This is a genomic window from Pseudomonas sp. GOM7, from assembly GCF_026723825.1.
Lineage (GTDB): Bacteria > Pseudomonadota > Gammaproteobacteria > Pseudomonadales > Pseudomonadaceae > Aquipseudomonas.
Map to the genome: position 1 here is coordinate 4,209,892 of NZ_CP113519.1, position 26,348 is coordinate 4,236,239.

23 protein-coding genes are annotated in these 26,348 nt (G+C 64.1%); 18 read left to right on the plus strand and 5 right to left on the minus strand.

Annotated features, from left to right (window positions below):
* Nucleotides 1-17 precede the first annotated feature (17 nt).
* Nucleotides 18-182 (plus strand): hypothetical protein, encoded by a 165-nt coding sequence (locus OU800_RS18645; protein WP_268178828.1) that lies wholly within the window; start codon nt 18-20, stop codon nt 180-182.
* An 88-nt stretch (nt 183-270) separates the two neighbouring features.
* On the opposite strand, the gene moaE is transcribed toward OU800_RS18645, so the two are convergent.
* The 4 genes from moaE to OU800_RS18665 form a co-directional block, all read right to left on the minus strand.
* A complete protein-coding gene (gene moaE, locus OU800_RS18650) occupies nt 271-726 on the minus strand; it encodes a molybdopterin synthase catalytic subunit MoaE (protein ID WP_268178829.1) in 456 nt (151 codons plus the stop codon).
* Between the two features lie 40 nt (nt 727-766).
* Nucleotides 767-1,009 carry a MoaD/ThiS family protein gene (locus OU800_RS18655; protein WP_268178830.1) on the minus strand — a complete coding sequence of 81 codons (243 nt, stop codon included), beginning with the start codon at nt 1,007-1,009 and terminating at the stop codon, nt 767-769.
* Nucleotides 1,006-1,482: a cyclic pyranopterin monophosphate synthase MoaC gene (gene moaC, locus OU800_RS18660; protein WP_268178831.1), complete on the minus strand. Its 477-nt coding sequence runs from the start codon at nt 1,480-1,482 to the stop codon at nt 1,006-1,008. The genes OU800_RS18655 and moaC overlap by 4 nt, the downstream gene beginning before the upstream one ends.
* Nucleotides 1,483-1,659: 177 nt before the next feature.
* A complete protein-coding gene (locus OU800_RS18665; protein ID WP_268178832.1) occupies nt 1,660-3,051 on the minus strand; it encodes a PhoH family protein in 1,392 nt (463 codons plus the stop codon).
* 640 nt (nt 3,052-3,691) lie between these two features.
* Between OU800_RS18665 and yaaA the strand changes: the two genes are divergently transcribed.
* The 17 genes from yaaA (at nt 3,692) to OU800_RS18750 (ending at nt 24,191) form a co-directional block, all read left to right on the plus strand.
* Nucleotides 3,692-4,471 carry a peroxide stress protein YaaA gene (gene yaaA / locus OU800_RS18670; protein WP_268178833.1) on the plus strand — a complete coding sequence of 260 codons (780 nt, stop codon included), beginning with the start codon at nt 3,692-3,694 and terminating at the stop codon, nt 4,469-4,471.
* 626 nt (nt 4,472-5,097) lie between these two features.
* The gene (gene algD / locus OU800_RS18675; protein WP_268178834.1) at nt 5,098-6,408 is read left to right on the plus strand and encodes a GDP-mannose 6-dehydrogenase; all 1,311 of its coding nucleotides are present in this window, start codon (nt 5,098-5,100) and stop codon (nt 6,406-6,408) included.
* A 52-nt stretch (nt 6,409-6,460) separates the two neighbouring features.
* Entirely contained in the window at nt 6,461-7,942 is a 1,482-nt protein-coding gene (gene alg8, locus OU800_RS18680) for a mannuronan synthase (protein ID WP_268178835.1), read from the plus strand.
* Between the two features lie 26 nt (nt 7,943-7,968).
* Nucleotides 7,969-9,132, plus strand: coding sequence for an alginate biosynthesis protein Alg44 (locus OU800_RS18685; protein WP_268178836.1), 1,164 nt, complete (start codon nt 7,969-7,971; stop codon nt 9,130-9,132).
* 10 nt (nt 9,133-9,142) lie between these two features.
* Nucleotides 9,143-10,519: an alginate biosynthesis TPR repeat lipoprotein AlgK gene (gene algK / locus OU800_RS18690; RefSeq protein WP_277372764.1), complete on the plus strand. Its 1,377-nt coding sequence runs from the start codon at nt 9,143-9,145 to the stop codon at nt 10,517-10,519.
* Nucleotides 10,520-10,533: 14 nt separating this feature from the next.
* Entirely contained in the window at nt 10,534-11,982 is a 1,449-nt protein-coding gene (locus OU800_RS18695) for an alginate export family protein (RefSeq protein WP_268178838.1), read from the plus strand.
* An 11-nt stretch (nt 11,983-11,993) separates the two neighbouring features.
* On the plus strand, nt 11,994-13,526 hold the full coding sequence (gene algG / locus OU800_RS18700) for a mannuronan 5-epimerase AlgG (RefSeq protein ID WP_268178839.1): 1,533 nt from the start codon (nt 11,994-11,996) through the stop codon (nt 13,524-13,526).
* A gap of 12 nt (nt 13,527-13,538) precedes the next feature.
* Nucleotides 13,539-14,969: an alginate O-acetyltransferase gene (locus tag OU800_RS18705; RefSeq protein WP_268178841.1), complete on the plus strand. Its 1,431-nt coding sequence runs from the start codon at nt 13,539-13,541 to the stop codon at nt 14,967-14,969.
* Between the two features lie 8 nt (nt 14,970-14,977).
* On the plus strand, nt 14,978-16,051 hold the full coding sequence (locus tag OU800_RS18710) for a mannuronate-specific alginate lyase (protein ID WP_268178842.1): 1,074 nt from the start codon (nt 14,978-14,980) through the stop codon (nt 16,049-16,051).
* Between the two features lie 133 nt (nt 16,052-16,184).
* A complete protein-coding gene (locus OU800_RS18715; RefSeq protein ID WP_268178844.1) occupies nt 16,185-17,636 on the plus strand; it encodes an MBOAT family O-acyltransferase in 1,452 nt (483 codons plus the stop codon).
* A gap of 14 nt (nt 17,637-17,650) precedes the next feature.
* Nucleotides 17,651-18,784, plus strand: a complete 1,134-nt coding sequence (locus OU800_RS18720) for an alginate O-acetyltransferase (RefSeq protein ID WP_268178845.1) — start codon at nt 17,651-17,653, stop codon at nt 18,782-18,784.
* 22 nt (nt 18,785-18,806) lie between these two features.
* On the plus strand, nt 18,807-19,454 hold the full coding sequence (locus OU800_RS18725; RefSeq protein WP_268178846.1) for an alginate O-acetyltransferase AlgF: 648 nt from the start codon (nt 18,807-18,809) through the stop codon (nt 19,452-19,454).
* Between the two features lie 97 nt (nt 19,455-19,551).
* Nucleotides 19,552-20,988 carry a mannose-1-phosphate guanylyltransferase/mannose-6-phosphate isomerase gene (locus tag OU800_RS18730; RefSeq protein WP_268178847.1) on the plus strand — a complete coding sequence of 479 codons (1,437 nt, stop codon included), beginning with the start codon at nt 19,552-19,554 and terminating at the stop codon, nt 20,986-20,988.
* Nucleotides 20,989-21,166: 178 nt separating this feature from the next.
* Nucleotides 21,167-21,631 (plus strand): multidrug transporter, encoded by a 465-nt coding sequence (locus OU800_RS18735; protein WP_268178848.1) that lies wholly within the window; start codon nt 21,167-21,169, stop codon nt 21,629-21,631.
* Between the two features lie 179 nt (nt 21,632-21,810).
* Complete coding sequence (locus OU800_RS18740; protein WP_268178849.1) at nt 21,811-22,644, plus strand: SDR family oxidoreductase; 834 nt, start codon at nt 21,811-21,813, stop codon at nt 22,642-22,644.
* Entirely contained in the window at nt 22,641-23,009 is a 369-nt protein-coding gene (locus OU800_RS18745; RefSeq protein WP_268178850.1) for a hypothetical protein, read from the plus strand. The genes OU800_RS18740 and OU800_RS18745 overlap by 4 nt, the downstream gene beginning before the upstream one ends.
* A gap of 21 nt (nt 23,010-23,030) precedes the next feature.
* Nucleotides 23,031-24,191, plus strand: coding sequence for an AAA family ATPase (locus OU800_RS18750; RefSeq protein ID WP_268178851.1), 1,161 nt, complete (start codon nt 23,031-23,033; stop codon nt 24,189-24,191).
* Nucleotides 24,192-25,366: 1,175 nt separating this feature from the next.
* On the opposite strand, the gene OU800_RS18755 is transcribed toward OU800_RS18750, so the two are convergent.
* Nucleotides 25,367-26,254 (minus strand): PA4780 family RIO1-like protein kinase, encoded by an 888-nt coding sequence (locus OU800_RS18755; RefSeq protein WP_268178852.1) that lies wholly within the window; start codon nt 26,252-26,254, stop codon nt 25,367-25,369.
* Between the last annotated feature and the right edge of the window lie 94 nt (nt 26,255-26,348).

A 26,348-nucleotide genomic window follows, 5' to 3' on the forward strand; every position in this document is an offset into this window, starting at 1 on the left:
CGCGCGGGAGACGGGCAATGGATCACTATCATCTGATGTTGGCACTGCTGATTGGCGGCTTTCTGCTGCTGGGGGTGGGTTTCAACTTTCGCGAGCACGAGTGGGGCGTGCGCCTGCTGGGTTTCGGCGTACTGATCATGCTGGTGCCCATTGCCCTGCGGGTGCACCTGGCGTTGGCATAGGGCTCTGACCACCGTAGGGTGCGCCATGCGCACCGATCGCTATTCATGCAGGCATGGCGTTACGAAGAGCCGGTGCGCGCAGCGCACCCTACGGCCGTTGCCAGCGCTCGGCAGCGGCCTGATCGCTGTCGCGCCCTTCCACCCAACGCGGGCCCTCGGCGGTATCTTCCTTCTTCCAGAAGGGCGCCCGGGTCTTGAGATAATCCATGACGAAGTTGCAGGCATCGAACGCGGCCTGTCGGTGAGCGCTGCTGACGCCGACGAAGACGATGGGCTCGCCCGGCTCCAGGCGACCGATGCGGTGAATGATCTCGGTACCCAGCAACGGCCAGCGCTCGCGCGCTTGCTCGGCAATCTTGGCCAGGGCCTTTTCGGTCATGCCGGGGAAGTGTTCGAGAAACATGCCGCCGACTTCGCGCCCCTCGTTGAAGTCGCGCACGTAGCCGACGAAGCTGACCACCGCGCCGATGCCGAGGTTGGCGGCATGCAGAGCATTGAGTTCGCTGCCGGGATCGAAGGGTTGGGCTTGGACGCGGACGGTCATGCGCTGGTTCTCTCGAGGGTAGCGATGGTCAGGGGCGGCATCAGCCACCGGTAACGGTGGGAAAGAAGGCCACCTCGTCGCCTTCGGCCAGCGGCTCGTCGAGGCTGCACAGTTCCTGATTGCGCGCGCACATCAGGTTCTGCTCGCTGAGCACCTCCCACTCGCCGCCACGGGCCAGCAGGTGCAGGCGCAGGTCGTCGAGGGTGACGAAGTCGCCGCTGACCTGTTCCTCGTCACGGCCCAGGGCTTCACGGTAACGGGCGAAATACTGCACGCGGATCATGCTTGCTCCTCCAGCTTGTAGTGACCGCTCTTGCCGCCGAGTTTTTCCAGCAAGCGTACTTGCTCGATGACCATGCCGCGATCCACCGCCTTGCACATGTCGTAGATGGTCAGCGCGGCGACGCTGGCAGCCGTCAGCGCTTCCATTTCGACCCCGGTCTGGCCGGACAGTTTGCAGCGCGCGACGATGCGCACCGCGTCGTCACCCTCGGCGCTCAACTCGACCTTGACCCCGGTAAGCATCAGCGGGTGGCACAGAGGGATCAGATCGCTGGTTTTCTTCGCCGCCTGGATGCCGGCGATGCGCGCCACGGCGAACACATCGCCCTTGGGGTGCTCACCGGCGACGATCATCTGCAGGGTGGCGGGCAGCATGCGCACGCGCGCTTCGGCGCTGGCCTCACGGAAGGTGGTCGCCTTGTCGGTGACATCGACCATGTGCGCACGGCCTTGGGAATCGAGGTGGGTCAGCACGGCAAAACTCCTGACGGGAATCGACCGATTGTAGCAATAGCAGGCGGCAAGTACCGTAGCCCGGATGCAATCCGGGGATTGGGGTGCCAAACGTCCCCGGATTGCATACGGGCTACAGGCTGAAAACGAAGACCCGGAGCCTGCGAAGGCTCCGGGTCTTTTACTTGCAGCTTGTAGCTACATGTGGCTTTCGGCGTACTCCGCCAGGATCGAGCGCGGTACGCCTTGCAGGGTGATGTGAACGCCGTGGGGGAAGTCCTTGAAGCGTTCGGTGAGGTAGGTCAGGCCCGAGCTGGGCGCCGACAGGTAGGGGGTGTCGATCTGCGCCAGGTTACCCAGGCACACCACCTTCGAGCCGCTGCCGGCGCGGGTGATGATGGTCTTCATCTGGTGTGGGGTGAGGTTCTGGCACTCGTCGATGAGGATCAGGCTCTGTTGGAAGCTGCGCCCGCGGATGTAGTTGAGGGATTTAAATTGCAGCGGCACCTTCTGCAGGATGTAGTCGACGCTGCCATGGGTGCTCTCGTCGTCCATGTGCAGCGCTTCGAGGTTGTCGGTGATGGCGCCGAGCCAGGGCTCCATCTTCTCCGCCTCGGTGCCGGGCAGAAAGCCGATCTCCTGATCCAGCCCCTGCACGCTGCGGGTGGCGATGATGCGCCGGTAACGCTTGCTGACCATGGTCTGCTCGATGGCCGCAGCCAGCGCCAGGATGGTCTTGCCGGAGCCGGCGGCGCCGGACAGGTTGACCAGATGGATGTCCGGGTCGAGCAGCGCGAACAGCGCCAGCGCCTGGTGGATGTCGCGCGGTTTCAGGCCCCAGGCTTCCTGATGCAGCAGCGGCTCCTGGTGCATGTCGAGGATGACCAGTTCGTCACCCTTGATCGCCTTGATCCAGCCGACGAAGCCTTGCTCATCGAGGATGAACTCGTTGACGTGCACCGCCGGCAGGTTGTCGGTGAGCTGCACGCGATGCCAGGTGCGGCCGTGATCCTGGCGCGTCTCCACCTTGCTCACGCGATCCCAGAACGAGCCGGGCAGATCGTGATAGCCCTTGGATAGCAGCGAGACGTCATCCACCAACTGGTCGGTGTGGTAGTCCTCGGCATCGATGCCACAGGCACGAGCCTTGAGGCGCATGTTGATGTCCTTGGTCACCAGCACCACGGACAGACCGGGATTGCGCGTCTTCAGCTCGACGAGCTGGTTGATGATCTTGTTGTCGTTGAGGTTCTCCGGCAGCCAGGTCACCGGCGAGGCACTCTTGCTCATGAGGATCGACAGGCTGCCGCATGGGCCGCTCTTGCCGCGCTGGATGGGTACACCGAACTCGACGTCTTCGGGTTCGGCCCCGGCGAGGATCTGATCGATCAGGCGGATCGCCTGGCGGCATTCGGCGGCGACGCCATGTTTGCCGGATTTCAGTTTGTCGAGTTCCTCCAGCACCGTCATCGGAATGGCGACGTGGTGTTCCTCGAAGTTCAGCAGGGCATTGGGGTCGTGGATCAGGACGTTGGTGTCGAGGGCGTAGAGGGTTGGAGCGGTGGGCTTGGAGCGTCCGTGGTCATCCATACGTCGGTCACCTTCTTGTCGTAGCCGGGCGACGCAATACCTAGGGCGGTGCTGCGCCGGACAGAGACCGCCGATTTTTCAGATCGGGGCCGAAAGGTGGCAAGCAAGGTGAGGGCCAATGGCCGCCACCTGTCTGCAGGTTTCGGCGGTCTTGCTTTTTAGATACTCCAAAAAAGATGACAGGCAAAAGAACTTTTCAGCTTTTTGAACTTTATTTTTCTTCTCGACGAAAAGCGCTTGGCGACCCCAGGTGACAGGGTTACAGTCCGAAGTCCTACCTGCTGCGATTCGTTTCACCCACCCGCCCCCATTTGCAGCACGCCGCGCCAATCGGGTGCAGGGCACCTCTAAAAACTACCTGCGTTGCCATCGCGGCGTTAAAAACAGGCTCGTGCGCGAGTCCGATCAAAATGCTCATTTACAGCGCGTAAACTGCGCTTTTTCGCCTGTTTTTGCCTTGCGCTGGCTGTCTCGCCTACGTTTTTAGAGGTGCCCTGCAGAGGGTGCTCCACCCGAATCCTTGCCAGCCCCTTCGCGAGCAGAGCTCGCTCCTACAACGCCTTGCTCAATCGCACCGATAGGTGGCCTTGCCTATCGCCATGCTTCTAGAATCGCCGTCACGTTTTCTGGAGACCTGCACATGCTGATGGTGATTTCACCGGCCAAGACCCTCGACTACGAGACACCGCCGGCAACCCCGCGCTTCACCCAACCCGAATACCTCGACCACGCCCAGGAACTGATCGCTCAACTACGCGACTTCAGCCCGGCGCAGATTGCCGAGCTGATGGGCCTGTCGGATAAGCTCGCCGGCCTCAATGCCGCACGCTTCGGTAGCTGGCACCCCGAATTCACCCCAGAGAACGCCAAGCAGGCCTTGCTGGCATTCAAGGGCGACGTCTATACCGGCTTGAATGCCGAGGATTTCTCCGAGGCAGATTTCGACTTCGCCCAGGCGCACCTGCGCATGCTCTCCGGCTTGTATGGCGTGTTGCGCCCGCTGGATCTGATGCAGCCCTACCGCCTGGAAATGGGCACCAAGTTGGCCAACCCACGCGGCAAGGATCTCTACGCTTTCTGGGGCGAGCGCATCAGCACCTGGCTGAACGAGGCACTGGCCGCACAGGGCGATGACGTGCTGCTCAACCTGGCGTCCAACGAGTACTTCAGCGCGGTCAAGCGCAAGGCGCTCAATGCACGCATCATCGACACCGAGTTCAAGGATCTGAAGAACGGCCAGTACAAGATCATCAGCTTCTACGCAAAGAAGGCCCGCGGCCTGATGGCGCGCTACGTGATCAAGGAACGCCTGCGCGACCCTGCTGGCCTCAAGGACTTTACCTATCAGGGCTATCGCTACTCGGCCGAACACTCGAAAGCCGACAGCCTGGTGTTCCTGCGCGATCATCCCGAGGGCTGATCGCTCACACCTCCCCCCGTGCCGCGTCCTTGCGGCACGCCCCTCCCCGCTCAAACCCCGCACTACTTCACACTTTCAGCTTTAACTTCCCAAACATAGAACTTATCCGCACGGGTTTTATCCCATAACAGCCAAGGCATTAATACGGCGCGTGCCATCATGCAACTTGCAAAGTTGCCATCATGCAAGCTGCAATAATGCCATTATTTTAATAGCCACTACCGTTCAGCTCCGGTTCAGCATTTTGACGAACGGTCGGAACTATCAAGGAAGCCCCGAACTCATACAGCGCACACCATGATCGCTCGTAACTTCTCGTTACGCCTGATAAGCCAAGCGCTATTAAGGTGATATCGAAAGTTCCAACCGAGCCAACTTCAACTGCGCATAAGGGAGAGACCGAAGCACTGCAGACCATTGATATAGAGCCCTCCATCAGGGCAATCGAAACAATATCCAAGGGCCATCACCCAATATAAAGGCCCCATTCTGGTGCTCCATCCAGCACCACACTCTACTTATGCCTAAACGAACTCGCTGACTGCCGTACAGCAAGTTCAAGGACTCGCTTGGCCTAAATAAAGTGGCCAGGTTTTAAATTGCATCAAACGGACGAGGTGAAAACCATGCGTATCAGTATCTTCGGTTTGGGTTATGTGGGCGCAGTTTGTGCCGGCTGTTTGTCGGCTCGCGGCCATGACGTAATCGGTGTGGATATATCCGCGAACAAGATCGACCTGATCAACAATGGCAAATCGCCCATCGTCGAGCCGGGCCTGGAAGAACTGCTGCAACAGGGTCTGCGCCAGGGTCGCCTGCGTGGTACGACCGATGTCATCGCAGCCGTACTGGAAAGTGATGTGTCGTTCATCTGCGTCGGCACGCCGAGCAAGAAGAACGGCGACCTGGAGCTGAACTACATCGAAGGCGTGTGCCGCGAGATCGGCCTCGCTCTGCGCGACAAGGCCGAGCGCCACACCGTGGTGGTACGCAGCACCGTACTGCCGGGCACCGCGAAGAACGTGGTACTGCCGATTCTCGAAGACTGCTCGGGCAAGAAGGCCGGCGTCGACTTCGGCCTGGCGGTGAACCCCGAGTTTCTCCGCGAAAGCACCGCGATCAAGGACTACGACTTCCCGCCGATGACCGTCATCGGTGAGCTGGACAAGGCCTCCGGCGACCTGCTGGAAAGCATCTACAGCGAGCTGGACGCGCCAATCATCCGCAAGGACATCGAAGTCGCGGAGATGATCAAGTACACCTGCAACGTCTGGCATGCGGCCAAGGTCACCTTCGCCAACGAGATCGGCAACATCGCCAAGGCAGTCGGCGTCGACGGCCGCGAGGTGATGGACGTGGTCTGCCAGGACCACAAGCTCAACCTGTCCAAGTACTACATGAAGCCTGGCTTCGCCTTCGGCGGCTCCTGCCTGCCCAAGGACGTACGTGCCCTGAACTACCGCGCCAGCAGCCTGGACGTGGAAGCCCCGCTGATCGGCTCGCTGATGCGCAGCAACGCCGCCCAGGTGCAGAAGGCCTTCGACATCATCGCCAGCCACCATTCGCGCAAGGTCGCCCTGCTCGGCCTGAGCTTCAAGGCCGGCACCGATGACCTGCGCGAAAGCCCGCAGGTGGAACTGGCGGAAATGCTCATCGGCAAGGGGTTCGACCTGAGCATCTATGACCGCAACGTCGAATACGCCCGTGTCCACGGCGCCAACAAGGACTACATCGAGTCGAAGATCCCGCACGTTTCCTCGCTGCTCAACAGTGATCTGGACGACGTGGTGGCGAAGGCCGACATCATCGTCCTGGGCAACAGCGACGAGCGCTTCGCCAAGCTCGCCGAGCAGGCACCGAGCGGCAAGCGGGTGATCGACCTGGTGGGCTTCATGCCTCACGCCAGCAATGGCGTGGCCGAAGGCATCTGCTGGTAACGAGGCCGCGAGCTACCGCCTGGTCAATCCCGGGCGGTAGCCGGAGACGCATATGGACAAGCTCAAGAACGGCCTCAATCAGGCCAGCGGCTGGATACTCTATCTCAGCCTGCTGATGCTCCTGGCACTGGCTCTGCCCCGTACGGTGTTCGACCCCGATTCGCGGAATTTCCTCCTGCTCATCGGCATCGTCGGCATCTGGCGTTATTCCATGGGCGCCATGCACTTCGTGCGCGGCTGCCTGTTCCTTTACCTGGTGTACCCCTGGTATCGCCGCAAGGTGCAAAAACTCGGCAAGGACGCCGACCCCTCTCATGTATTTCTGATGGTCACCAGCTTCCGCATCGAGGCGCTGACCACCGCCATGGTCTACCGCTCGGTGATCCGCGAAGCGATCGACTGCGGCTACCCCTGCACCGTGGTCTGCTCGATCGTCGAGCTCTCCGACGAGCTGCTGATCAAGAACCTCTGGGCCCAGGCCCAGCCGCCAGCACGGGTCAAGCTGGACATCGTACGCATTCCCGGTACCGGCAAGCGTGACGGCCTGGCCCACGGCTTCCGCGCCATCTCCCGGCAGATGCCGGATCGCGATGCGGTGGTGGCGGTGATCGATGGCGACACCGTGCTCGAAGCCGATGTGGTGAAGAAGACCGTGCCCTGGTTCAAGCTCTTCCCCAACGTCGGCGGCCTGACCACCAACGAGTTCTGCGAGGTACGCGGCAGCTACATCATGAGCGAGTGGCACAAGCTGCGCTTCGCCCAGCGTCACCTCAACATGTGCTCCATGGCGCTTTCCAAACGCGTGCTGACCATGACCGGGCGCATGTCGGTGTTCCGCGCCAGCGTGGTGACCGACCCCGAATTCATCCGCGACGTCGAAGCCGACCACCTGGAGCACTGGCGCCTGGGCCGCTTCCAGTTCCTCACCGGTGACGACAAATCTAGCTGGTACAGCCTGATGCGCCTGGGCTACGACACCTTCTACGTGCCGGACGCCGCCATCAACACGGTGGAACACCCGCCGGAGAAGAGCTTCATCAAGGCCAGCCGCAAGCTGATGTTCCGCTGGTACGGCAACAACCTGCGGCAGAACTCGCGCGCCCTGCGTCTGGGCATGGGCCGCCTCGGTGCCTTCACCAGCCTGGTGCTGTTCGATCAGCGCGTGTCGATGTGGACCTGCATCCTCGGCCTGTGCGTGGCGATCATCGCCAGCATCAAGTACAGCGTGATGTACCTGCTGGTCTATCTGCTGTGGATCGGCCTGACCCGCCTGATCCTGACCCTGCTGCTGATGCTGTCCGGCCACCGTATCGGCCCGGCCTACCCGGTGCTGCTCTATTACAACCAGATCGTCGGCGCCCTGGTGAAGATCTACGTGTTCTTCCGCCTCGATCAGCAGTCCTGGACGCGCCAGAACACCAAGCTCAACCGCGGCCTGTCCAGCTTCGCCAACTGGTTCAACAGTTGGTCGTCACGCGCCATGACCTTCTCTGCTGCCTCTGTATTCATCGCCGCGCTGCTGGCGCTGGTATGACCGAACTCGAATAGGAATTAGCCACCATGAACTCCGTCGCCAATCTCAACGTCGTCCATGAGTCCGAAGCCCAGCGCCAGCACGCCCGTGTCAAGCTGCCCGGGCGCCTGCGCTACACCACCGCCAAGGGCGAACGCGTCGATGCACGCCTGCAGGATGTCTCTGCCGGCGGTTTCAGCTTCACCAGCGAGAAAACCACACACAAGGTCGGTGACTATCACCGTGGCCAATTGCAGTTCCAGCTCGACGGCCTGGTGCTGGGGCTGGATGTGGAATTCCAGGTCAACGCCGTGCAGGCCGAACACAACCGTGTCGGCTGCCAGTTCCATAACCTTGGCGCACGTGAAGCGGCGGCCCTGCGCCACCTGATCAGCGCGCATCTGGGTGGTGAGCTGATCAACGTCGGCGAGGTGCTGCACATCCTGCAGCGCGACAACTTCACCAAGGCACGCAAGAACGGTACGGGCGGCGGCATGAGCATGCTCGGTCGCCTGCGCGCCGTGACCTTCAGTGGCGCCATCTTCCTCGTCGGCCTGGCGGCCTTCGGCTACATCGGCAAGTCGGTGTATGGCCTGTACTTCGTCACCCATGCCAAGTCGGCGCAGATCAGCCTGCCCGCGCTGCAGGTCACCATGCCGCGTGAAGGCAGCGTGCAGGCCCTGGTACAGCCAGACGCCGTGGTGGAAAAAGGTGCGCCCATCGCCACCTTCACCACCAGCATGCTGGAGATGCTCAAGGGCCACCTGGGTGAAGACCAGCTCGAACCGAGCCAGATCGAGGCCCTGTTCGCCCGCGAGATGCAGGGCACCCTGACCAGCCCGTGCAACTGCAAGGTTGCTCGCCAACTGGTGGCCGACGGTCAGTTCGCCAGCAAGGGCGACGTGATCTTCGAGCTGGTGCCACAGGACGGCGTCGCCACCGTCGCCGCCAGCTTCCCCTATCGCAACCTGGAACAGGCACGCCCCGGCACCCCGGTGACCTTCAAGGTGGCCGGTGAGGACGAAGCCCGTCATGGCCAGATCATCAGCACCAGCCTGCACGACGGCGGCCTGAGTTCGGACATCCGCGTGGTGATCAAACCGCAGGACGTACTGCCGGCCAGCCTCGCCGGCCAGCCGGTGGACGTGGTCATCGACCGTGGCCCGTCCCTCGGCGGTCTGGTCGACCACGCCGTAGCCGCCGGCCGCTGAGGAGATCGCCGTGAGCATGCCTCTACTTCGCCCTGCCCTGCTCGGCCTGGCCGTCAGCGCCACGCTGGTCGGCTGCGCCGGCCTGCCGGACGAGCGCCTGGCCCGCGAAGCCCTGCAAAGCGGCGATCAGCAGACTGCCGAATGGCATTTCCGCCAACTCGCCGAGATGGGCTACAGCAACGCGCAGATCGGCCTGGCCGATATCTACGCGGCCAGCGGCCAGAACCAGGACATGCAGGAAGCCGAGCGCATCTATCGCCAGGCCCTGGATGGCTCACCGCGCGCCGAAGCGCGCCTGGGCAAGCTGCTGGCGCGCAAGCCCGGCAGCACCCTGGTCGAGCGCCGCGAGGCCGCCGAACTGCTGGAACGTGCCAACCGCGCTGGCGAGCCCAGCGCGCTGCTGCCCCTGACCGAACTCTACCTGTTCTACCCACAGGACTTTCCCACCATGAACGTTGCCCAGCGTATCCATGACTGGCGCCAGCAGGGCCTGCCGCAGGCCGAACTGGCGCAGATTCTCCTGTACCGCAGCGAAGGTTCCTACGATCAGCACCTCGGCGAGATCGAACGCATCTGCCAGGCGCGCCTGACTCAGGAAGAAGCCTGCTATGCCGAACTGGCCACGGTCTATCAGAAGCAGGATCGCGCCGATGCCCGCGATGCCCTGACCGAGCGGCTGCTGGCCGGCTACCGCGCCGGTCGCGTCTCGCCCAACCAGGTCGAGGCCGTGGCCGGGGTGCTGAGCGACCCCGAACTGGGCCAGCCGCAACCACAACGCGCGCAGGAGCTGCTGGAAGCCATCGCCCCGGATTACCCCGCCGCCTGGGTCAGCCTGGCCCGCCTGCTCTACGACTACCCGCAGCAGGGCGATACCGAAACCCTGCTCGGCTACCTGGACAAGGGCCGCGAAGCCGCCCTGCCGCGCGCCGAACTGCTGCTCGGACGCCTGTACTACGAGGGCAAGCTGCTGCCCAAGCAGCCGCACAAGGCCGAGGAACACCTGCGCAAGGCCGCCCCCAGCGAGCCCAGCGCCAACTACTACCTGGGGCAGATCTACCTGCGCGGCTACCTCGGTGAGGTCTATGCGCAGAAGGCCCTCGACCACCTGCTCAGCGCCGCCCGCGCCGGCCAGCTCAGCGCCGACTTCGCCCTGGCGCAGATGTACAGCCAGAAACGCGGCATCAAGCCGGATCCGGTCAATGCCTACGTCTTCAGCCAACTGGCCCTGCCCCGCCAGACGCCGCAGACCCAGGAGCTGGCCGACGCCATCGCCGCCAGCCTGACCCCAGCCCAACTGGCCGAAGGCCAGCGCCTGCTGCGCGAAGAGCGCGAGGTGCGCGGCAACGTCCTGCAGCAGCAGGCCGCCCTGCAGGTCAGCCAGCCATGAACAAGGATTTCTGCATGCAGTTAAACAGGATCGTCAGCCAACTGGGCCTGAGTGCCAGCCTGCTGGTCGCCAGTGCCGCCAGCACCGCCTGGGCGGCGGAGGTACCGAGGAATTTCGGCCTGGACGTGAAGATCACCGCACAATCGGAAGACGACCGTGACCTCGGCACCCGCGAGGGTGGCGACGTCAGCGGTCTCGGCCTCGACCTGCGCCCCTGGGTCTATGGCGAACGTGGCGACTGGAGCGCCTTCGCCATGGGTCAGGCGGTCACCGCCACCGACACCATCGAAACCGACCCGTTGCAGGACGACGGCGAAGACAGCACACAGCGCGGCGACGCGCGCCAGCCGGACAAGAGCTACCTGGCCATGCGCGAGTTCTGGGTCGACTACGCCGGCCTCACCGCCTATCCCGGCGAACACCTGCGCGTGGGCCGCCAGCGCCTGCGCAGCGATGACGGGGCCTGGATGGACACCAATATCGAAGCTGTGCAATGGCAATTCGATACCACCCTGTTGCGCGCCAAGGCCGGCGTCGCCGAGCGTTTCTCCGAATACCGCACCGACCTCGATGACCTGGCGCCCGAGGACGAGGATCGCCGCCACTACTTCGCCAGCCTCGACTACCAGTGGACGCCCGGCCACCGCATCGGCGCCAACCTCCATCACAGCCGCGACGACGGCCATCTGGCGCGGCCCGGCGAGCGTCTCGACGAACTGAGCAAGCGCTACACCGGCGACCTGACCTGGTACGGCTTGCATGCCGATGGCGGTTTCTTCGAGCGCAACTCGCGCAACCGTCTCAACTACTGGGCGCAGTTCACCTGGCTCAAGGGCGACACCGATCAGTTGCAACAGCAGGTGGTCGGCAACGAACGCCAGGCCACCGGCTCGCGCAGCCAGGACGTGGATGCCTGGGCCGTGGATCTGGGCCTGCGCTACGACCTCGACGACAACTGGAAGGTCGGCGCCGCCTACTCCCGCGGCAGCGGCGGTGGCGACGAGGACAAGTCGCGGCAGTTCATGCAGACCGGCCTGCACAGCAACCGCGCCAATTTCACCGGCGTCGAATCGCGCCTGCACCGTTATGGCGAGGCCTTCCGTGGCGAGCTGTCCAACCTGCAGGTGGCCAGCGCCTTCAGCTCCTGGGAGCTGAACGAGGACTACGACGCCAGCCTGGTCTACCACCGCTTCTGGCGCGTCGACGGCGATCAGGACGTCGGCGACAGCGGCATCACCGCGCCCCTGGTGGCCGGCGAGAAAGACCTCGGCCAGGAGGTCGACCTGGTGCTGACCCGCTACTTCAAGCAGGGCCTGTTGCCGGCGGCCGTGGCCGAACAACTGGACGAGCGCTCGGCCCTGGTACGCCTGCGTGCCGGCGTGTTCCGCCCGGGCGATGCCTACGGCAGCGGCACCGACTCGGTGATGCACCGCGCCTTCGTCGATTTCATCTGGCGCTTCTGAGGGATCGGATCATGCAACCCAATGGCTTAGCCCTACCCCTGCTGCTCAGCGCACTGTGCCTCACGGCGCCGCTGGCCCAGGCCAACCCCGAGCAGCAACAGTTCGACTACCGCGTGCGCAGCGCCCCGGCCGACGAGCTGCACATGGAAGCGCCCAAGCTGCCGGATCTGTCCGGCTACACCAAGGAGGCCGTGCTGGCGAAGATCCCGCACGGCGCCAAAGGCAAGGTGGTGGTACGGCGCATGCTGCGCCAGGACGCCCTCAAGGACTTCACCGGCGGCAACGAGCGTCTGCGCGAATGGATCAAGCGCCAGCAGGGCATGCCCCAGGCGATCTTCATCGAAGGCGGCCTGGTCACCGCGCAGGATCTGGCCAAGGCCCTGCCCGACAGCCAGTTCGCCGAGCAGGCGCCGGGGGTGTACATCGCCCGCCTGCCCATAGTCGTGGCCGAGGGCGCGGCGCTGCACATCGGCCAGGACACCCGCGAACTGCGCCTGTCACAGGAGCGCGGTGCGTTCCTGATCAACGACGGCCTGATGTTCATTACCGATACCCGCGTCACTGCCTGGCGCGAGGCCGACAACGGCCCGGCCACCTTCCGCGATCCCAAGGAGTTCCGCCCCTTCCTGGTGTCCTGGGGCGGTAGCGAGCTGTACATCGCCAGCAGCGTGATCACCAGCCTGGGTTACGACAACTCCAAGTCCTATGGCGTGTCGATCACCCAGTACACGCCGAACATGCATGCACGCCTGCAACGCCCGGAACCGACCGGCTGGTTGATCGACTCGGAATTCGTCGACCACTGGTACGGCTTCTACTGCTACGAGGCGCAGAACGTGGTGATCAAGGGCAACACCTACCGCGACAACATCGTCTACGGCATCGACCCGCACGACCGCTCGCACGGCCTGATCATCGCCGAGAACGAGGTGTTCGGTACCAAGAAGAAGCACGGCATCATCATCTCGCGCGAGGTCAACGATAGCTGGATCATCAACAACCAGAGCTACGACAACAAGCTCTCGGGCATCGTCATCGACCGTAACAGCGTGCGCAACCTGATCGCCCACAACCGCGTGCACGGCAACCACTCCGACGGCATCACCCTGTACGAGAGCGGCGACAACCTGCTGTGGGGCAATCAGGTGCTGGGCAACCAGCGCCACGGCATACGCATCCGCAACAGCGAGAACATCCGCCTGTACGAGAACGTCGCGGCGCTCAACCAGCTCACCGGCGTCTACGGCCACATCAAGGATCTGTCCGACACCGACCGCAACCTGAAGCTCGACCCGTTCGACACCAAGGTGTCGATGATCATCGTCGGCGGCACCCTGGCCGGTAACGGCTCCAGCCCCATCAACATCGACTCGCCGCTGTCGGTCGAGCTGTACCGCGTGAAGATGCTCGCCCCGAGCAAGAGCACCGGCATCCAGCTGGCCGGCATTCTCGGCGAGAAACAGGACGAAATCCTCGACCTGCTGCTGCGCAAGCGCCAACCCGTGCTGATCGACCCGGTCGGCCCTGCGCAGATGACCAACTGACGAGGCCCAAGCATGAGCGTATCCAAACTCAAGACCCTCGCCCTGGCGGTGACCTGCGCCGCCTACGGCAGCCTGCTGCAGGCCGCCGAACGCCCCGCTCCAGAGTATCAGGTGCAGGACTGCTGCTCGCTGTGCCCGGCCGCGCACGATGCCAGCAACTACACCACCAACTACATGAAGAACTTCGTCACCCTGCTCGACGCCCGCGATGGCTGGCTGTTCCGCAGCGTGGAAGACCTGCGCACCGAGTTCGGCACCAACGAGACCGGCTACCGCTACCTCAAGGAACTGCGCGACGGCCTCAAGCAACGTGGCGTGGAACTGGTGGTGGTCTACCAACCCACGCGCGGCCTGGTCAATCGGGAAAAGCTCGCCCCCGAGGAGTACCAGCGCTTCGATTACGACAAGGCCCTGCGCAACTACCGCCAGACCCTGGCGCGCTTCGAGCAACTGGGCATCTGGGTGCCGGATCTGACGCCGCTGACCGACGAGAAGGACGCCAAGGAGTTCTACTTCCGCCGCGACCAGCACTGGACCCCCTACGGCGCCGAACGCACCGCGCGCCTGGTGGCCGAGACGATCAAGCGCATCCCCGGCTTCAGCGATCTGCCGCAGAAGGAGTTCGTCACCGAGCGCATCGGCCTGATGGGCAAGACCGGCACCATGCAGAATGTCGCCAGCCAGCTCTGCGGCACCGGCTATGCCGTGCAGTACGTCGACCAGTTCCTCACCGAACCCAAGGATGCCAGTGGCGGCGATGCCCTGTTCGGCGACGAAAGCAGCCCGCAGATCGCTCTGATCGGTACCAGCCACAGCGGCAAGAACTACAACTTCGGCGGTTTTCTCGAACAGTACCTGGGCACCGACGTGCTCAACGCCGCCTTCCCCGGCGGCGGCCTGGAAGGGGCGATGCTCGAATACCTGGCCAGCGATGCGTTCCAGAATGACCCGCCGAAAATCATCGTGTGGGAATTCTCACCGCTCTACGACCTGGCCTCGGACAAGACCCACCGCCAGCTCATGGCGGCGCTGAACAATGGCTGCAGCGGCCAGACCGCGTTGCTGAGCAGCGAGAAACGCCTGCGCCCCGGCAGCAACGAGGTGCTGGTCAATGGCCAGAACAAGTTGCTGACCCTGCCCGGCAACCGCCACCAGCTTGACCTGCGTTTCAGCGACACCTCGATCAAGCGCATCGACGCGACCATCTGGTACCTCAATGGCCAGCGCGAACAGCTCAAGCTGGAAAAGCCCAACACCGTCGACACCGACGGGCGTTTCACCTTCGAGCTGCGCGACGGGCCGGGCTGGGGCGAGGAGAACTTCTTCGCCCTGGAACTCCAGAAGCCCGAGGACAGCGCCGACGACGTCAAGGTGCAGGCCAGCCTGTGCCAACGTCCCTCCGGCCCTGCCCAGCAGGTCGCCCACAACGCCACCGAAAGCTGAGGTTCGCCATGCACAGACTCTCGCCACTTGCCCTGCTCAGCGCCCTGCTGCTCAGCAGTGCGGCGCATGCCGCCCTGCAACCACCCGCCGGTTACCGCGCCCCCGTGGAGCAGCGCCAGGGACATGCCGCGCCCTGCTCGGCAGCGCCGCAGCCGTACATCGGCGAGATGCACTTCACCAGCAAGTACGCCGGCTCCGACAGCGCGCGCGCCACGCTCAATGCCCGTGCGGAGAAGAGCTTCCGCCAGCAGACCTCCGACATCACCCGCCTGGAGAAGGAAGCCGGGCGGCTGATCACCGGCTACATGCGCACCGGCCAGCGCGAGCGCCTGGACTGCGCTATCCAGTGGCTGGATCGCTGGGCCAGTGCCGATGCCCTGGAATCCGAGCGTTTCAATCACACCGGCAAGTCGATCCGCAAATGGGCGCTGGGCAGCCTCGCCGGCGCCTGGCTACGCCTGAAGTTCTCCGAGTCGCAGCCGCTGAAGGACTACCCCGAGCAGAGCGAGCGCATCGAGCGCTGGTTCCTCAACCTGGCCGAACACACCGTGCGCGAGTGGAGCGACCTGCCGCTGAAGAAGATCAACAACCACAGCTACTGGGCCGCCTGGTCGGTGATGGCGGTGGCGGTGGTCAGTGACCGGCGCGACCTGTTCGACTGGTCCGTGGAGCAGTTCCGCGTCGCCGCCAACCAGGTGGACGACGAAGGCTTTCTGCCCAACGAGATACGTCGCCGCCAGCGCGCCCTGGCCTACCACAACTACGCCCTGCCACCGCTGGCGATGATCGCCGCCTTCGCCCAGGCCAACGGCGTCGATCTGCGCGGCGAGAACCATGGCGCCCTGCAGCGCCTGGCCGAGCGAGTGCTGGAGGGGGCGCAGAACCCGAAGATCTTCGCCCAGCGCAGCGGCGCCAAGCAGGACATGGGCGAACTGCGCAAGGACTACAAGTACGCCTGGCTGGCACCCTACTGCAGCCTTTACGACTGCGGCCCGCAAGCCCGCGAACTGAACAAGGACATGGGGCCGTTCAACAGCTTCCGCTTAGGTGGCGAGGTGACCCAGGTGTTCGGCAAACCGTAGGAGCCGGCTTGCCGGCGATCTGCCTTGCACAGCGTCGCCGGCAAGCCAGCTCCTACAGGAAGTAGCAAAAACAAGCCCCTCGCAGGCGGGGGGAAAGGGGGGCGCTGCCCCGAGTCTTCACGGAGAAGCAAGGATGGTCTTTTCATCCAACGTCTTTTTGTTCCTGTTCCTGCCGATCTTCCTCGGCCTGTACTACCTGTGCCCGAACCGCGGGCGCAACCTGCTGATCCTGATCGGCAGCTACATCTTCTACGCCTGGTGGCGGGTGGACTTCCTCCTGCTGTTCGCCGCCGTGACGCTGTGGAACTACGTCTTCGGCCTGCGCATCCAGGCCAACGCCGGCACCGAGGCGGCGCGGCGCTGGGTGGTGGCCGGGGTGGTCGGCAACCTGGCCACGCTGGGCTACTTCAAGTACGCCAACTTCGGGGTGGCCAACATCAATGCCGTACTCGAATCCATGGGTTTCGAGCCCTTCGTGCTGACCTCGGTGATCCTGCCAATCGGCATCTCCTTCTACATCTTCCAGTCCATCAGCTACCTGATCGACGTGTACCGCAAGGACACCGAGCCGACCCGCAACCTGATCAACTTCGCTGCCTTCATCGCCCTGTTCCCGCAACTGATCGCCGGCCCCGTGCTGCGCTACAAGGATCTGGCCGACCAGTTCACCGACCGCACCCACAGCCTGGACAAGTTCAGCGAAGGCGCCACACGTTTCATGCAGGGTTTCGTCAAGAAGGTGTTCATCGCCGACAGCCTGGCGCCGCTGGTGGATCACTGCTTCGCCCTGCAGAACCCCAGCACCGGCGATGCCTGGCTGGGCATGATCGCCTACACCGCGCAGCTATATTTCGACTTCTCCGGCTACAGCGACATGGCCATCGGCCTGGGCCTGATGATGGGCTTCCGTTTCATGGAGAACTTCAACCAGCCCTATATCAGCCAGTCGATCACCGAGTTCTGGCGGCGCTGGCACATCAGCCTGTCCACCTGGCTGCGCGATTACCTCTACGTGCCCCTGGGCGGCAACCGTCACGGCACCTTCAACACCTACCGCAACCTGTTCCTGACCATGCTGCTCGGTGGTTTCTGGCACGGCGCGAACTGGACCTTCCTGATCTGGGGCGCCTGGCACGGCACCTGGCTGGCCATCGAGCGCGCCCTGGGAGTGAAGGCCGCACCGACCGTCTTCAACCCGCTGAAATGGGCCTTCACCCTGCTGCTGGTGATGCTTGGCTGGGTGATCTTCCGCGCCGAGAACCTTGAGGTGGCCGGGCGCATGTACGCCGCACTGCTGCCCTTCGGCGACTGGCACCTGAGCGAGCTGACCGTGGCACAGATCAGCAGCCTGCAGATGGTCACCCTGGCCCTGGCCTGGGGGGTGATCGCCGTCAACGGTGCACGCCAGTTCCTCGGCCAACGCCAGGGCACGGCCGAGCAATGGCTGCCCAGCGGCGTCGGGGTGATGAGCCGCGTGCACCACCGCACCCTGGTGCTGCAAGGCGCCCTGCTCCTGCTGTTCTGCGTCTCGCTGCTCAAGCTCTCGGCGCAGAGCTACTCCCCCTTCCTCTACTTCCAGTTCTGAGCGGAGGCCCTGTCATGACACGTTCATTCAAGACCCTTTACGTCGCCCTGTTCCTTCTGGCCTTGCTGCCCACCAGCCTGCTGGCCCTGTCCAGCCTGGCCAGCTACGACATGCCGGCAGACCCCAAGGTGCTCGACGGCGAACTGGCCAGAAGCATCGAGCACCACTACGACGAGGAGTTTCCCCTCAAGCAGTTCGGCATCAACCTCTGGGCCGCCCTGGAGTACCTGGCCTTCGGCGAGGGCCGCGCCGGCCTGGTGATCGGTGAGGACGGCTGGCTGTACTCGGACGAGGAATTCGATGCGGTGGCAGACGGTCAACGCCAGATCCGCGACAACCTGGCGCTGATCCGCGGTGTGCAGCGTCAGCTCGAACAGCGCGACATCCACCTGCTGCTGGCCATCGTCCCGGCCAAGACCCGTCTGTACCCGGAGCACACCGGCAGCCATAGCCCCAGCGCTCTGCAACGCAACCTCTACCCGAGCTTCCATCAGGCCGTGCAGGCTGCCGGCATCGCCGCACCGGATCTACTCGGCCCGCTGCAGGCGGCCAAACGGGACGAACAGGTGTTCCTGCGTACCGACACGCACTGGACACCGGAAGGCGCCGAGGTGGCCGCCCGCACCCTCAGCGAGGTGATCCGCAGCGCCGTACCGCTGCGCGGCGAGCCGCAGCAGTTCGTCACCGAAACCGTGGAAACCCGCGATCACCAGGGCGACCTGACCCGCTTCCTGCCACTGGCGCCGCTGTTCGACAGCCTGATGCCGCGCGCCGACCGTCTGCAGCAGCGCGAAACCCACGCCGCCCAGGCCGGCGGTGGCGATCTGTTCGGCGACAGCGACATACCGGTGGCCCTGGTCGGCACCAGCTACAGCGCCAATCCCTCGTGGAACTTCGTCGGCGCCCTGCGCCAGTACCTCGAGCGCGATGTGGTCAACCACGCCGAGGAAGGCCAGGGCCCGCTGGTGCCGATGCTCAAGTACCTGCAGAGCGATGAACTGAAGAACAACCCGCCGCAGGTGGTGATCTGGGAATTCCCCGAGCGCTACCTGCCGATGGCCGGTGACCTGAACGATTTCGACCCGAACTGGCTCGCCGCCCTCAAGGCAGACGGCGAGCAGCAAAAACTGGCTGCGGCCAATCGCTGATCCATCCCAAGGAGGACTACCCATGAAGACTCAAACCACCCTTCGTCGCTTCACCCTCGGTGCCTGCGCCCTGGCTCTCGGTCTGGGCATGCTCCAGGCTCACGCTGGTGACGCGGCCCTGTACGGGCCGAAAGCGCCCAAGGGCTCGGCCTTCGTCCGCGCCTACAACGCTGGCAATGCCGAGCTGGACGTCAAGGTCGGCGAGGTGCAGCTCAAGCAGGTCGCGCCGCTGGGCTCCAGCGACTTCAAGTTCCTGCCCGCGGGTAGCTACCAGGCTCAGGTCGGCAGCAACGCCCTGCCGGTGAAACTGGAAGCCGCGCACTACTACACCCTGGTCAACCAGACCGGCAGCGCGCCGCGCCTGGTGGAGGAGCCGGCCTTCAGCAACAAGCAGAAGGCCATGCTGCGCGTGCAGAACCTCAGCGACAGCAAGCTCAGCGTGAAGACCGCCGACGGCAAGACGCCGGTGGTCGCCGACGTGGCGCCGAACGGTCGCGGTGAGCGCGAGATCAACCCGGTCAAGGTCGGCCTGGCGCTGTTTGCCGGCGACAAGAAGATCACCGACCTCAAGCCGGTCACCCTCGAGCGCGGCGAAGTGGTCAGCCTGTTCGTCACCGGCGGCCAGGGCAAGTTGTCGCCAGTGTGGGTCAAGCGCCCCATCGACGGTTGAAGCAACAGGTTTCTAGAACAAGGAAAACGGCGGGCACACGCCGCACCGACACGACACGGGCATCCATCTCGCAATGAACGTTAAGGAGAGACACATCATGACCCCCATCATCCTTTCCGGTGGCAGCGGCTCCCGACTCTGGCCTCTTTCGCGCAAGCTGTATCCCAAGCAGTTCCTCGCCCTGACCGGCGAGCAAACCCTGTTCCAGCAGACTCTGCAGCGCCTCGCGTTCGACGGCATGCAGCCGCCGGTACTGGTGGCCAACCAGGAACACCGTTTCATCGTCCAGGAGCAACTGGAGCAGATCGGCCAGCAGGCGCAGTTGCTGCTGCTCGAACCCTTCGGCCGCAACACCGCACCAGCGGTGGCCATGGCCGCCCTGCAACTGCTGGCCGAAGGCCGTGACGAGCTGATGCTGGTACTGCCGGCCGACCACGTGCTGGATGACCAGCAGGCCTTCCGCCAGGCCCTGGCCCTGGCCACCGTGGCCGCCGAGAAAGGTGAAATGGTGCTGTTCGGCGTGCCGGCCAACCGCCCGGAAACCGGCTACGGCTACATCCGCGGCCAGGCCGACGAGGAACTGCCCGAAGGCGTGGCGCGGGTCGCCAGCTTCGTCGAGAAACCCGACGCCCAGCGCGCCACCGAATACGTGAAGAGCGGCGACTACTTCTGGAACAGCGGCATGTTCCTGTTCCGCGCCAGCCGTTTCCTGGAAGAACTCAAGCATCACGACGTGGACATCTACGACACCTGCCTGCTGGCCCTGGAGCGCAGCCAGCGCAAGGACGTCGAGATCGCCATCGACCCGGCCACCTTCGCCTGCTGCCCGGACAACTCCATCGACTACGCGGTGATGGAGAAGACCAGCCGCGCCTGCGTGGTGCCGCTGGCCGCCGGCTGGAACGACGTCGGTAGCTGGTCGTCGATCTGGGAAGTGCACGACAAGGACGACGCTGGCAACGTCACCAAGGGCGACGTGGTGGTCGAGGACAGCCGCAACTGCCTGATCCACGGCAACGGCAAGCTGGTCTCGGTGCTCGGCCTGGACGACATCGTCGTGGTGGAAACCAAGGACGCCATGATGGTGGCGCACAAGGATCGCGTGCAGGACGTCAAGAAGCTGGTGAGCAGGCTCGACAAGCAGGGCCGCAGCGAAACCCAGAACCATTGCGAGGTGTACCGCCCCTGGGGCTCGTACGACTCGGTGGACATGGGCGGGCGCTTCCAGGTCAAGCACATCACCGTCAAACCGGGTGCGCAGCTCTCCTTGCAGATGCACCACCACCGCGCCGAGCACTGGATCGTGGTCTCCGGCACGGCCAAGGTGACCTGCGACGACCGTGAGTTCCTGCTCACCGAGAACCAGTCCTGCTACATCCCGATGACCTCGGTGCACCGCCTGGCCAACCCGGGCAAGATCCCGCTGGAAATCATCGAAGTGCAATCGGGCACCTACCTGGGTGAGGACGACATCGAGCGCCTGGAGGATGTCTATGGGCGCAGCGATGCGCTAGCCGTCGGCGCCGCCCATTGAGCTGTTCGTAGCCCGGATGCAATCCGGGTCGATCCCGGCCCCGGATTGCATCCGGGCTACGCCTCTCCCACCGTTCATGCCCACCTCCGGGCCTGTCACACCCTGCGACAGCCCATGCGGTTACCCTGACCTGACAGCTTGTGTAGGATGAAGGCAGACTTTGCAAAAGGTTGCTCTCATGCTGTTCGGTGCCGTACTCGTCATCACCTGGCTGATCCTGCTGATCCGCTACCCGAGCAAGGCCCTGCCCGTCTCGGCAGCGGCGCTCATCGGCCTGGGCCTGGTGGCGACCTGGGTGATCTGGCAGGAAAGCCGCGAGGCCCGCGATCTCGCCCATCTCGAACTGCGCATCCAGTACGCACCACAACAATGCCCGGCTGACCGACCATTGGCCGTGGAGCTGAAGAACGGCAGCGACGCGGCTCTGCAGGAACTGCATTGGCAAGTGGCCGCCTACCGCCCCGGCACCAGTACCAACCTGGCTCAACGCCTGTACGAATCGCCGCGCTACGACGGCCCTGGCGAGCTGTTACCCGGCGAAACCTGGGAAGACTGCCTGCCCCTACCCGACTTGCGCAGCGGCTACCGCCCGCAAACCCTGGAGTTCCGCGCCGAACGCCTGCAGGGCAGGTTCGTCCGCTGATCCGCGCCGAACGTCTGCCGAGCCGGTCCGAACACTCGCTCCTACCTGCACAGGGGCTAGCCAATGCCGGGCATGCCCGAGGCCTGCCAGCTAAAGTTGAGTCTGCTCTCATTTTTCCCTTTGCGACCCAAGCGGCCTGCTAAGCTGATCGTCCATCACTTTTTCAGGGAGTCTTGCGCATGGCTGATCAACCCAACGTCCTTATCACCGGCTGCTCCAGCGGCATAGGTCGCGCTCTGGCCGATGCCTTCCAGGCGGCCGGCTACGCTGTCTGGGCCACCGCACGCAAGGAGGCGGATTTGGCCAATCTGCAACAGGCCGGCTTCCATGCGCTGCACCTGGACGTCAACGATGCCGAGGCCGCGCAAGCCCTGGCCAAGCGCCTGGAAGGTGAAATCGGCGGCCTCGACGTGCTGATCAACAATGCCGGCTACGGCGCCATGGGGCCGCTGCTCGATGGCGGCGTGGAAGCCATGCGTCAGCAATTCGAGACCAACGTCTTCGCCATCGTCGGCGTGACCCGCGCCTTCTTCCCGCTGCTGCGTCGCAGCCGTGGTCTGGTGGTCAACATCGGCAGCGTCTCGGCAGTACTGGTCACACCATTCGCCGGCGCCTACTGCGCCTCCAAGGCCGCCGTGCATGCCTTGAGCGACGCCCTGCGCATGGAGCTGGCGCCTTTCTCCATCGATGTCATGGAAGTGCAGCCGGGCGCTATCGCCTCCAGCTTCGGCAGCAACGCCACCCAGCAGGCCGAGGCGCTGATCCGCCAGGACTCACCCTGGTGGCCGCTGCGCGAAGGCATCCGCGCCCGCGCCAACGCCTCGCAGGACAAACCTACGCCGGCCAGCGATTTCGCCACGCAGCTTCTGGCCGCCGTGCAGCGTGACAAACGCCCGCGCCTGCTACGCCTGGGCAATGGCAGCCGTGCCCTGCCGCTGACCGCCACCCTGGTGCCCAAGGCACTGCTGGAACGGATACTGCGCAAACGCTTCGGCCTGGCTCGCGCGCTATGACCCCCGCGGTGCAGGTGCGCCATTACGCCCTGGCCGGGGTGATCGCGGCCGTGCTGCTGAACCTGCTGCTGCGCACCTTCGTGCGTCTGGGCGGGGTGTTCACCACCCTGCTGATCGCCGCCGCCATCGCCACTGGCCTGGCCCTGGTGTTCCACTGGCGCCAGGGCCGCGCGCCGAGCGCTGCCGAACGCTGGCGCTTGACCCTGCTCTACGGCGGCATGCTGGGTTTGCTCTATCTGGGTCTGCTGGGCATGATGGCCCTGCAGGACACGCCCAGCCCCATGGGCCTGCTTCTGTTCAGCCTGCATTACCTGTGCTACCCGCTGCTGGCCTGGCTGGCGTTCTCGCCACGTTACGGCCGCTGACTCCTGGTCAGGACGACACTCATGCTGCACACCCTTGCCGTTGCCAACTACCGCTCGATCAACAACCTGATCCTGCCGCTGGGCCGGCTCAACCTGATCACCGGCGCCAACGGCAGCGGCAAGTCCAACCTCTATCGCGCCCTGCGTCTGCTGGCGGAAACCGCCCAGGGCGGCGTGGTCAACGCCCTGGCCCGCGAAGGCGGGCTGGAGTCGAGTTTCTGGGCCGGGCCGGAGAAGATTTCCCGACGCATGCTCAAGGGCGAGGTACCCGTGCAGGGCGGCCCGCGGCAGAACGTGATGCGCCTGCGCCTGGGTTTTGCCGGTGAGGATTTCGGCTATGCCATCGCGCTGGGTCTGCCCGAGCCGAGCAACTCGGCCTTCTCCCTCGACCCGGAGATCAAGCGCGAGTGCATCTGGGCCGGCGCCAACTACCGCCCCGCCTCGCTGCTGGTGGATCGGGGCGGGCCTCTGGTGCGCATGCGCGAAGGACGCAGTTGGCAGGTACTGGCCCAGCACGTGCCGAACTACGACAGCCTGTTCGACCAGATCGGCAACGACCCCAATTGCCCGGAAGTCTTCCAGCTACGGGAAACCATTCGCCGCTGGCGCTTCTACGATCACTTTCGCAGCGACGCCGAGGCACCCGCGCGCCAGCCGCAACTGGGCACGCGCACGCCAGTGTTGCACCACGATGGCCGCGACCTGGCCGCCGCGCTGCAGACCATCCGCGAAATAGGCGACCGCGCCGCGCTGGACGCCGCCATCGACGACGCCTTTCCTGGCAGCCGTCTGCACATCGATTTCCAGGCCGGTGGGCGCTTCGCCGTCGAGCTGCGCCAGGAAGGTCTGCTACGCCCCTTGAGCGCCGCCGAGCTGTCCGACGGCACCCTGCGCTATCTGCTGCTGATCGCCGCCCTGCTAACACCCAGGCCACCGTCGCTGATGGTGCTCAACGAACCCGAAACCAGCCTGCACCCGGATCTGCTACCGGCGCTCGGGCGCCTGATCATCGCCGCCTCGCACCACACGCAGGTGTGGGTGGTATCTCACGCCAGCCGCCTGATCGCCACGCTGAAAGAAAGCCCCGCCTGCAACACCCTGGAGCTGGACAAGCAACTCGGTCAGACCTGCATCCGCGGCCAGGGCATGCTGGATGAGCCGGTCTGGCGCTGGCCGGACTAGCAGGCCGTTGAAAGCCACCTAGGTTGCCATTGCTGCGTTAAAAACAGGTTCTTGGCATTTTCAGGGGGAATGCTTGGTTGATACCGGACTGGCAATAAGGTGTTGGTTGTTCTTGTGTCTGTTCCGGCTTGCCGCGTTTTTGTTGATGTTTCTGGTTTCGCCCTCCCGGGCGAGTCACTTTTGACGGGCAAAAGTAACCAAAACCCTCCGCCCGGTCATCCGGCCCTGGCTTCGCCAGGGTTCGCTCACTCCATCGCCGCTCCAGAGGCCCGCCACGGTGGGCCATCCATGGCCCATCGTGGCTCTCGCGACATCCATGTAGCTCGACCTCTTCCACGACGACTCCGTTCGCCCTCCTGGGCGGGCTCTGCAGGCGCCTGAACCCGAGGTAACCCAGAATTAGCACGGAGTTTTGAGTACAGGGTCAGCCTTAGGGCTGACCTGAATGCCGGCTGCAAGCCGGCAAGCCGTTCAATACATGAAACTGCGCGAATGAAACTATTGGTTTAATTCGACAGCCACGTCGTGCTTCCACTGCTACCAGAACACGCCGCGCATGCTCGGAACAACTGTACGTTCAGGCGCGCTAACTCCCCCTTCAGGAGGCCGAACGTAGGCATTGCGCAGGGGGCGAGCGGCATGGATGCCGCGAGAGGCTTAAAGGGCCAGGGATGGCCCTTGTAAGCCGACCCCGGAGCGATGCCGGAGTGAGGGAAGTCGAGCGAAGCGAGACCCGGATGGCGGGGGTGCGTTTCTTTTGCTTACTTTTCTTTGCGCAGTTCAAAGAAAAGTGAGTCGCCCGAGGGGGCGAAACCCGGAATATCTGGACACACCCAAGGCGGCGTCCAGAAGACCAACACAGACCAACAAGACAACACACAAACTTGCCAGTCCGGTATCAAGCAAACGATCCCACGCAAAATAAAAATAGGCTCGTGTGCGAGCCCAAGCTAGGCGCCCCCGTCAAAAATGCTCATTTACAGCTCGTAAAGTCGAGCGCGACTCCGACCGTTTTGACTCACTGCGTTCGCCCTTCGGCTGTTACTCCCGTTGGTCGTTTCGCCTGTTTTTGCGGGGCCGCCATCGGTATTGCACTGGCGGCCTCGGCTCGGACTTCCTGCTTCGCTCCCTGCATCCATGCAGTCGTCGCCTACGTTTTCAGCAGCCTGCCAGGCTCAGCGCATCCAGGGCGGCGTGGGCTCGGCATCCTTGGGCGCGTCCTCGGCTTCCAGCAACGCCTTGCGCCGCGCCTCCTCGGCCAGCGCAGCCTTGATCTCGCGCATCACCGCATCAATGTCGGCGGCATCTTCTGGCTCGGCGAACTCGCCGGTGAGCTGGCTATCGGGCTGCAGCTTGCCGGCCTCGTAGAGCGCCCACATCTCCTTGGCGTACTTGGTGTACCTGAGCTCCGGAGCGAACTGGCCGAAATACTCGGCCATGTTGCGCACGTCGCGCTCGAGCATGGCGAAGGCATGGTTGTTGGCAGCGGCATCCACCGCCTGGGGCAGGTCGATGATCACCGGGCCTTCGGCGCCGAGCAGCACGTTGAATTCGGAGAGGTCGCCATGCACCAGGCCGGCGCAGAGCATCTTGACGATCTCCTGGATCATGAAGGCATGGAATTCGCGGGCGTCGTCCGGGTGCAGCTCGACATCGTTGAGGCGTGGCGCCACATCGCCCTCGCCATCGTCGACCAGCTCCATCAGCAGCACGCCGTCGAGAAAATCGTAGGGCTTGGGCACGCGCACACCGGCACTGGCCAAGCGGAACAGTGCAGCCACCTCGGCGTTCTGCCAGGCCTGTTCCTGTTCCTTGCGCCCGTACTTGCTGCCCTTGGCCATGGCGCGCGCCTGGCGGCTGCCACGTACCTTGCGGCCTTCCTGATACTCGGCGGCCTGGCGGAAGCTGCGTTTGTTGGCCTCCTTGTAAACCTTGGCGCAGCGCAGCTCGTCACCACAGCGCACCACATAGACCGCGGCTTCCTTGCCGCTCATCAGCGGGCGTAGCACTTCATCCACCAGTCCATCCTCGACCAGGGGTTCGATTCGTTTGGGCGTCTTCATCGGTGTGAATCGTGGCTCCTGCGTGGCGAAAAGCGTAAAGGCTGGTTGCCATCGTCTCACAGCCTGGAGGCGATGCCGACCCTCGATCTGCATG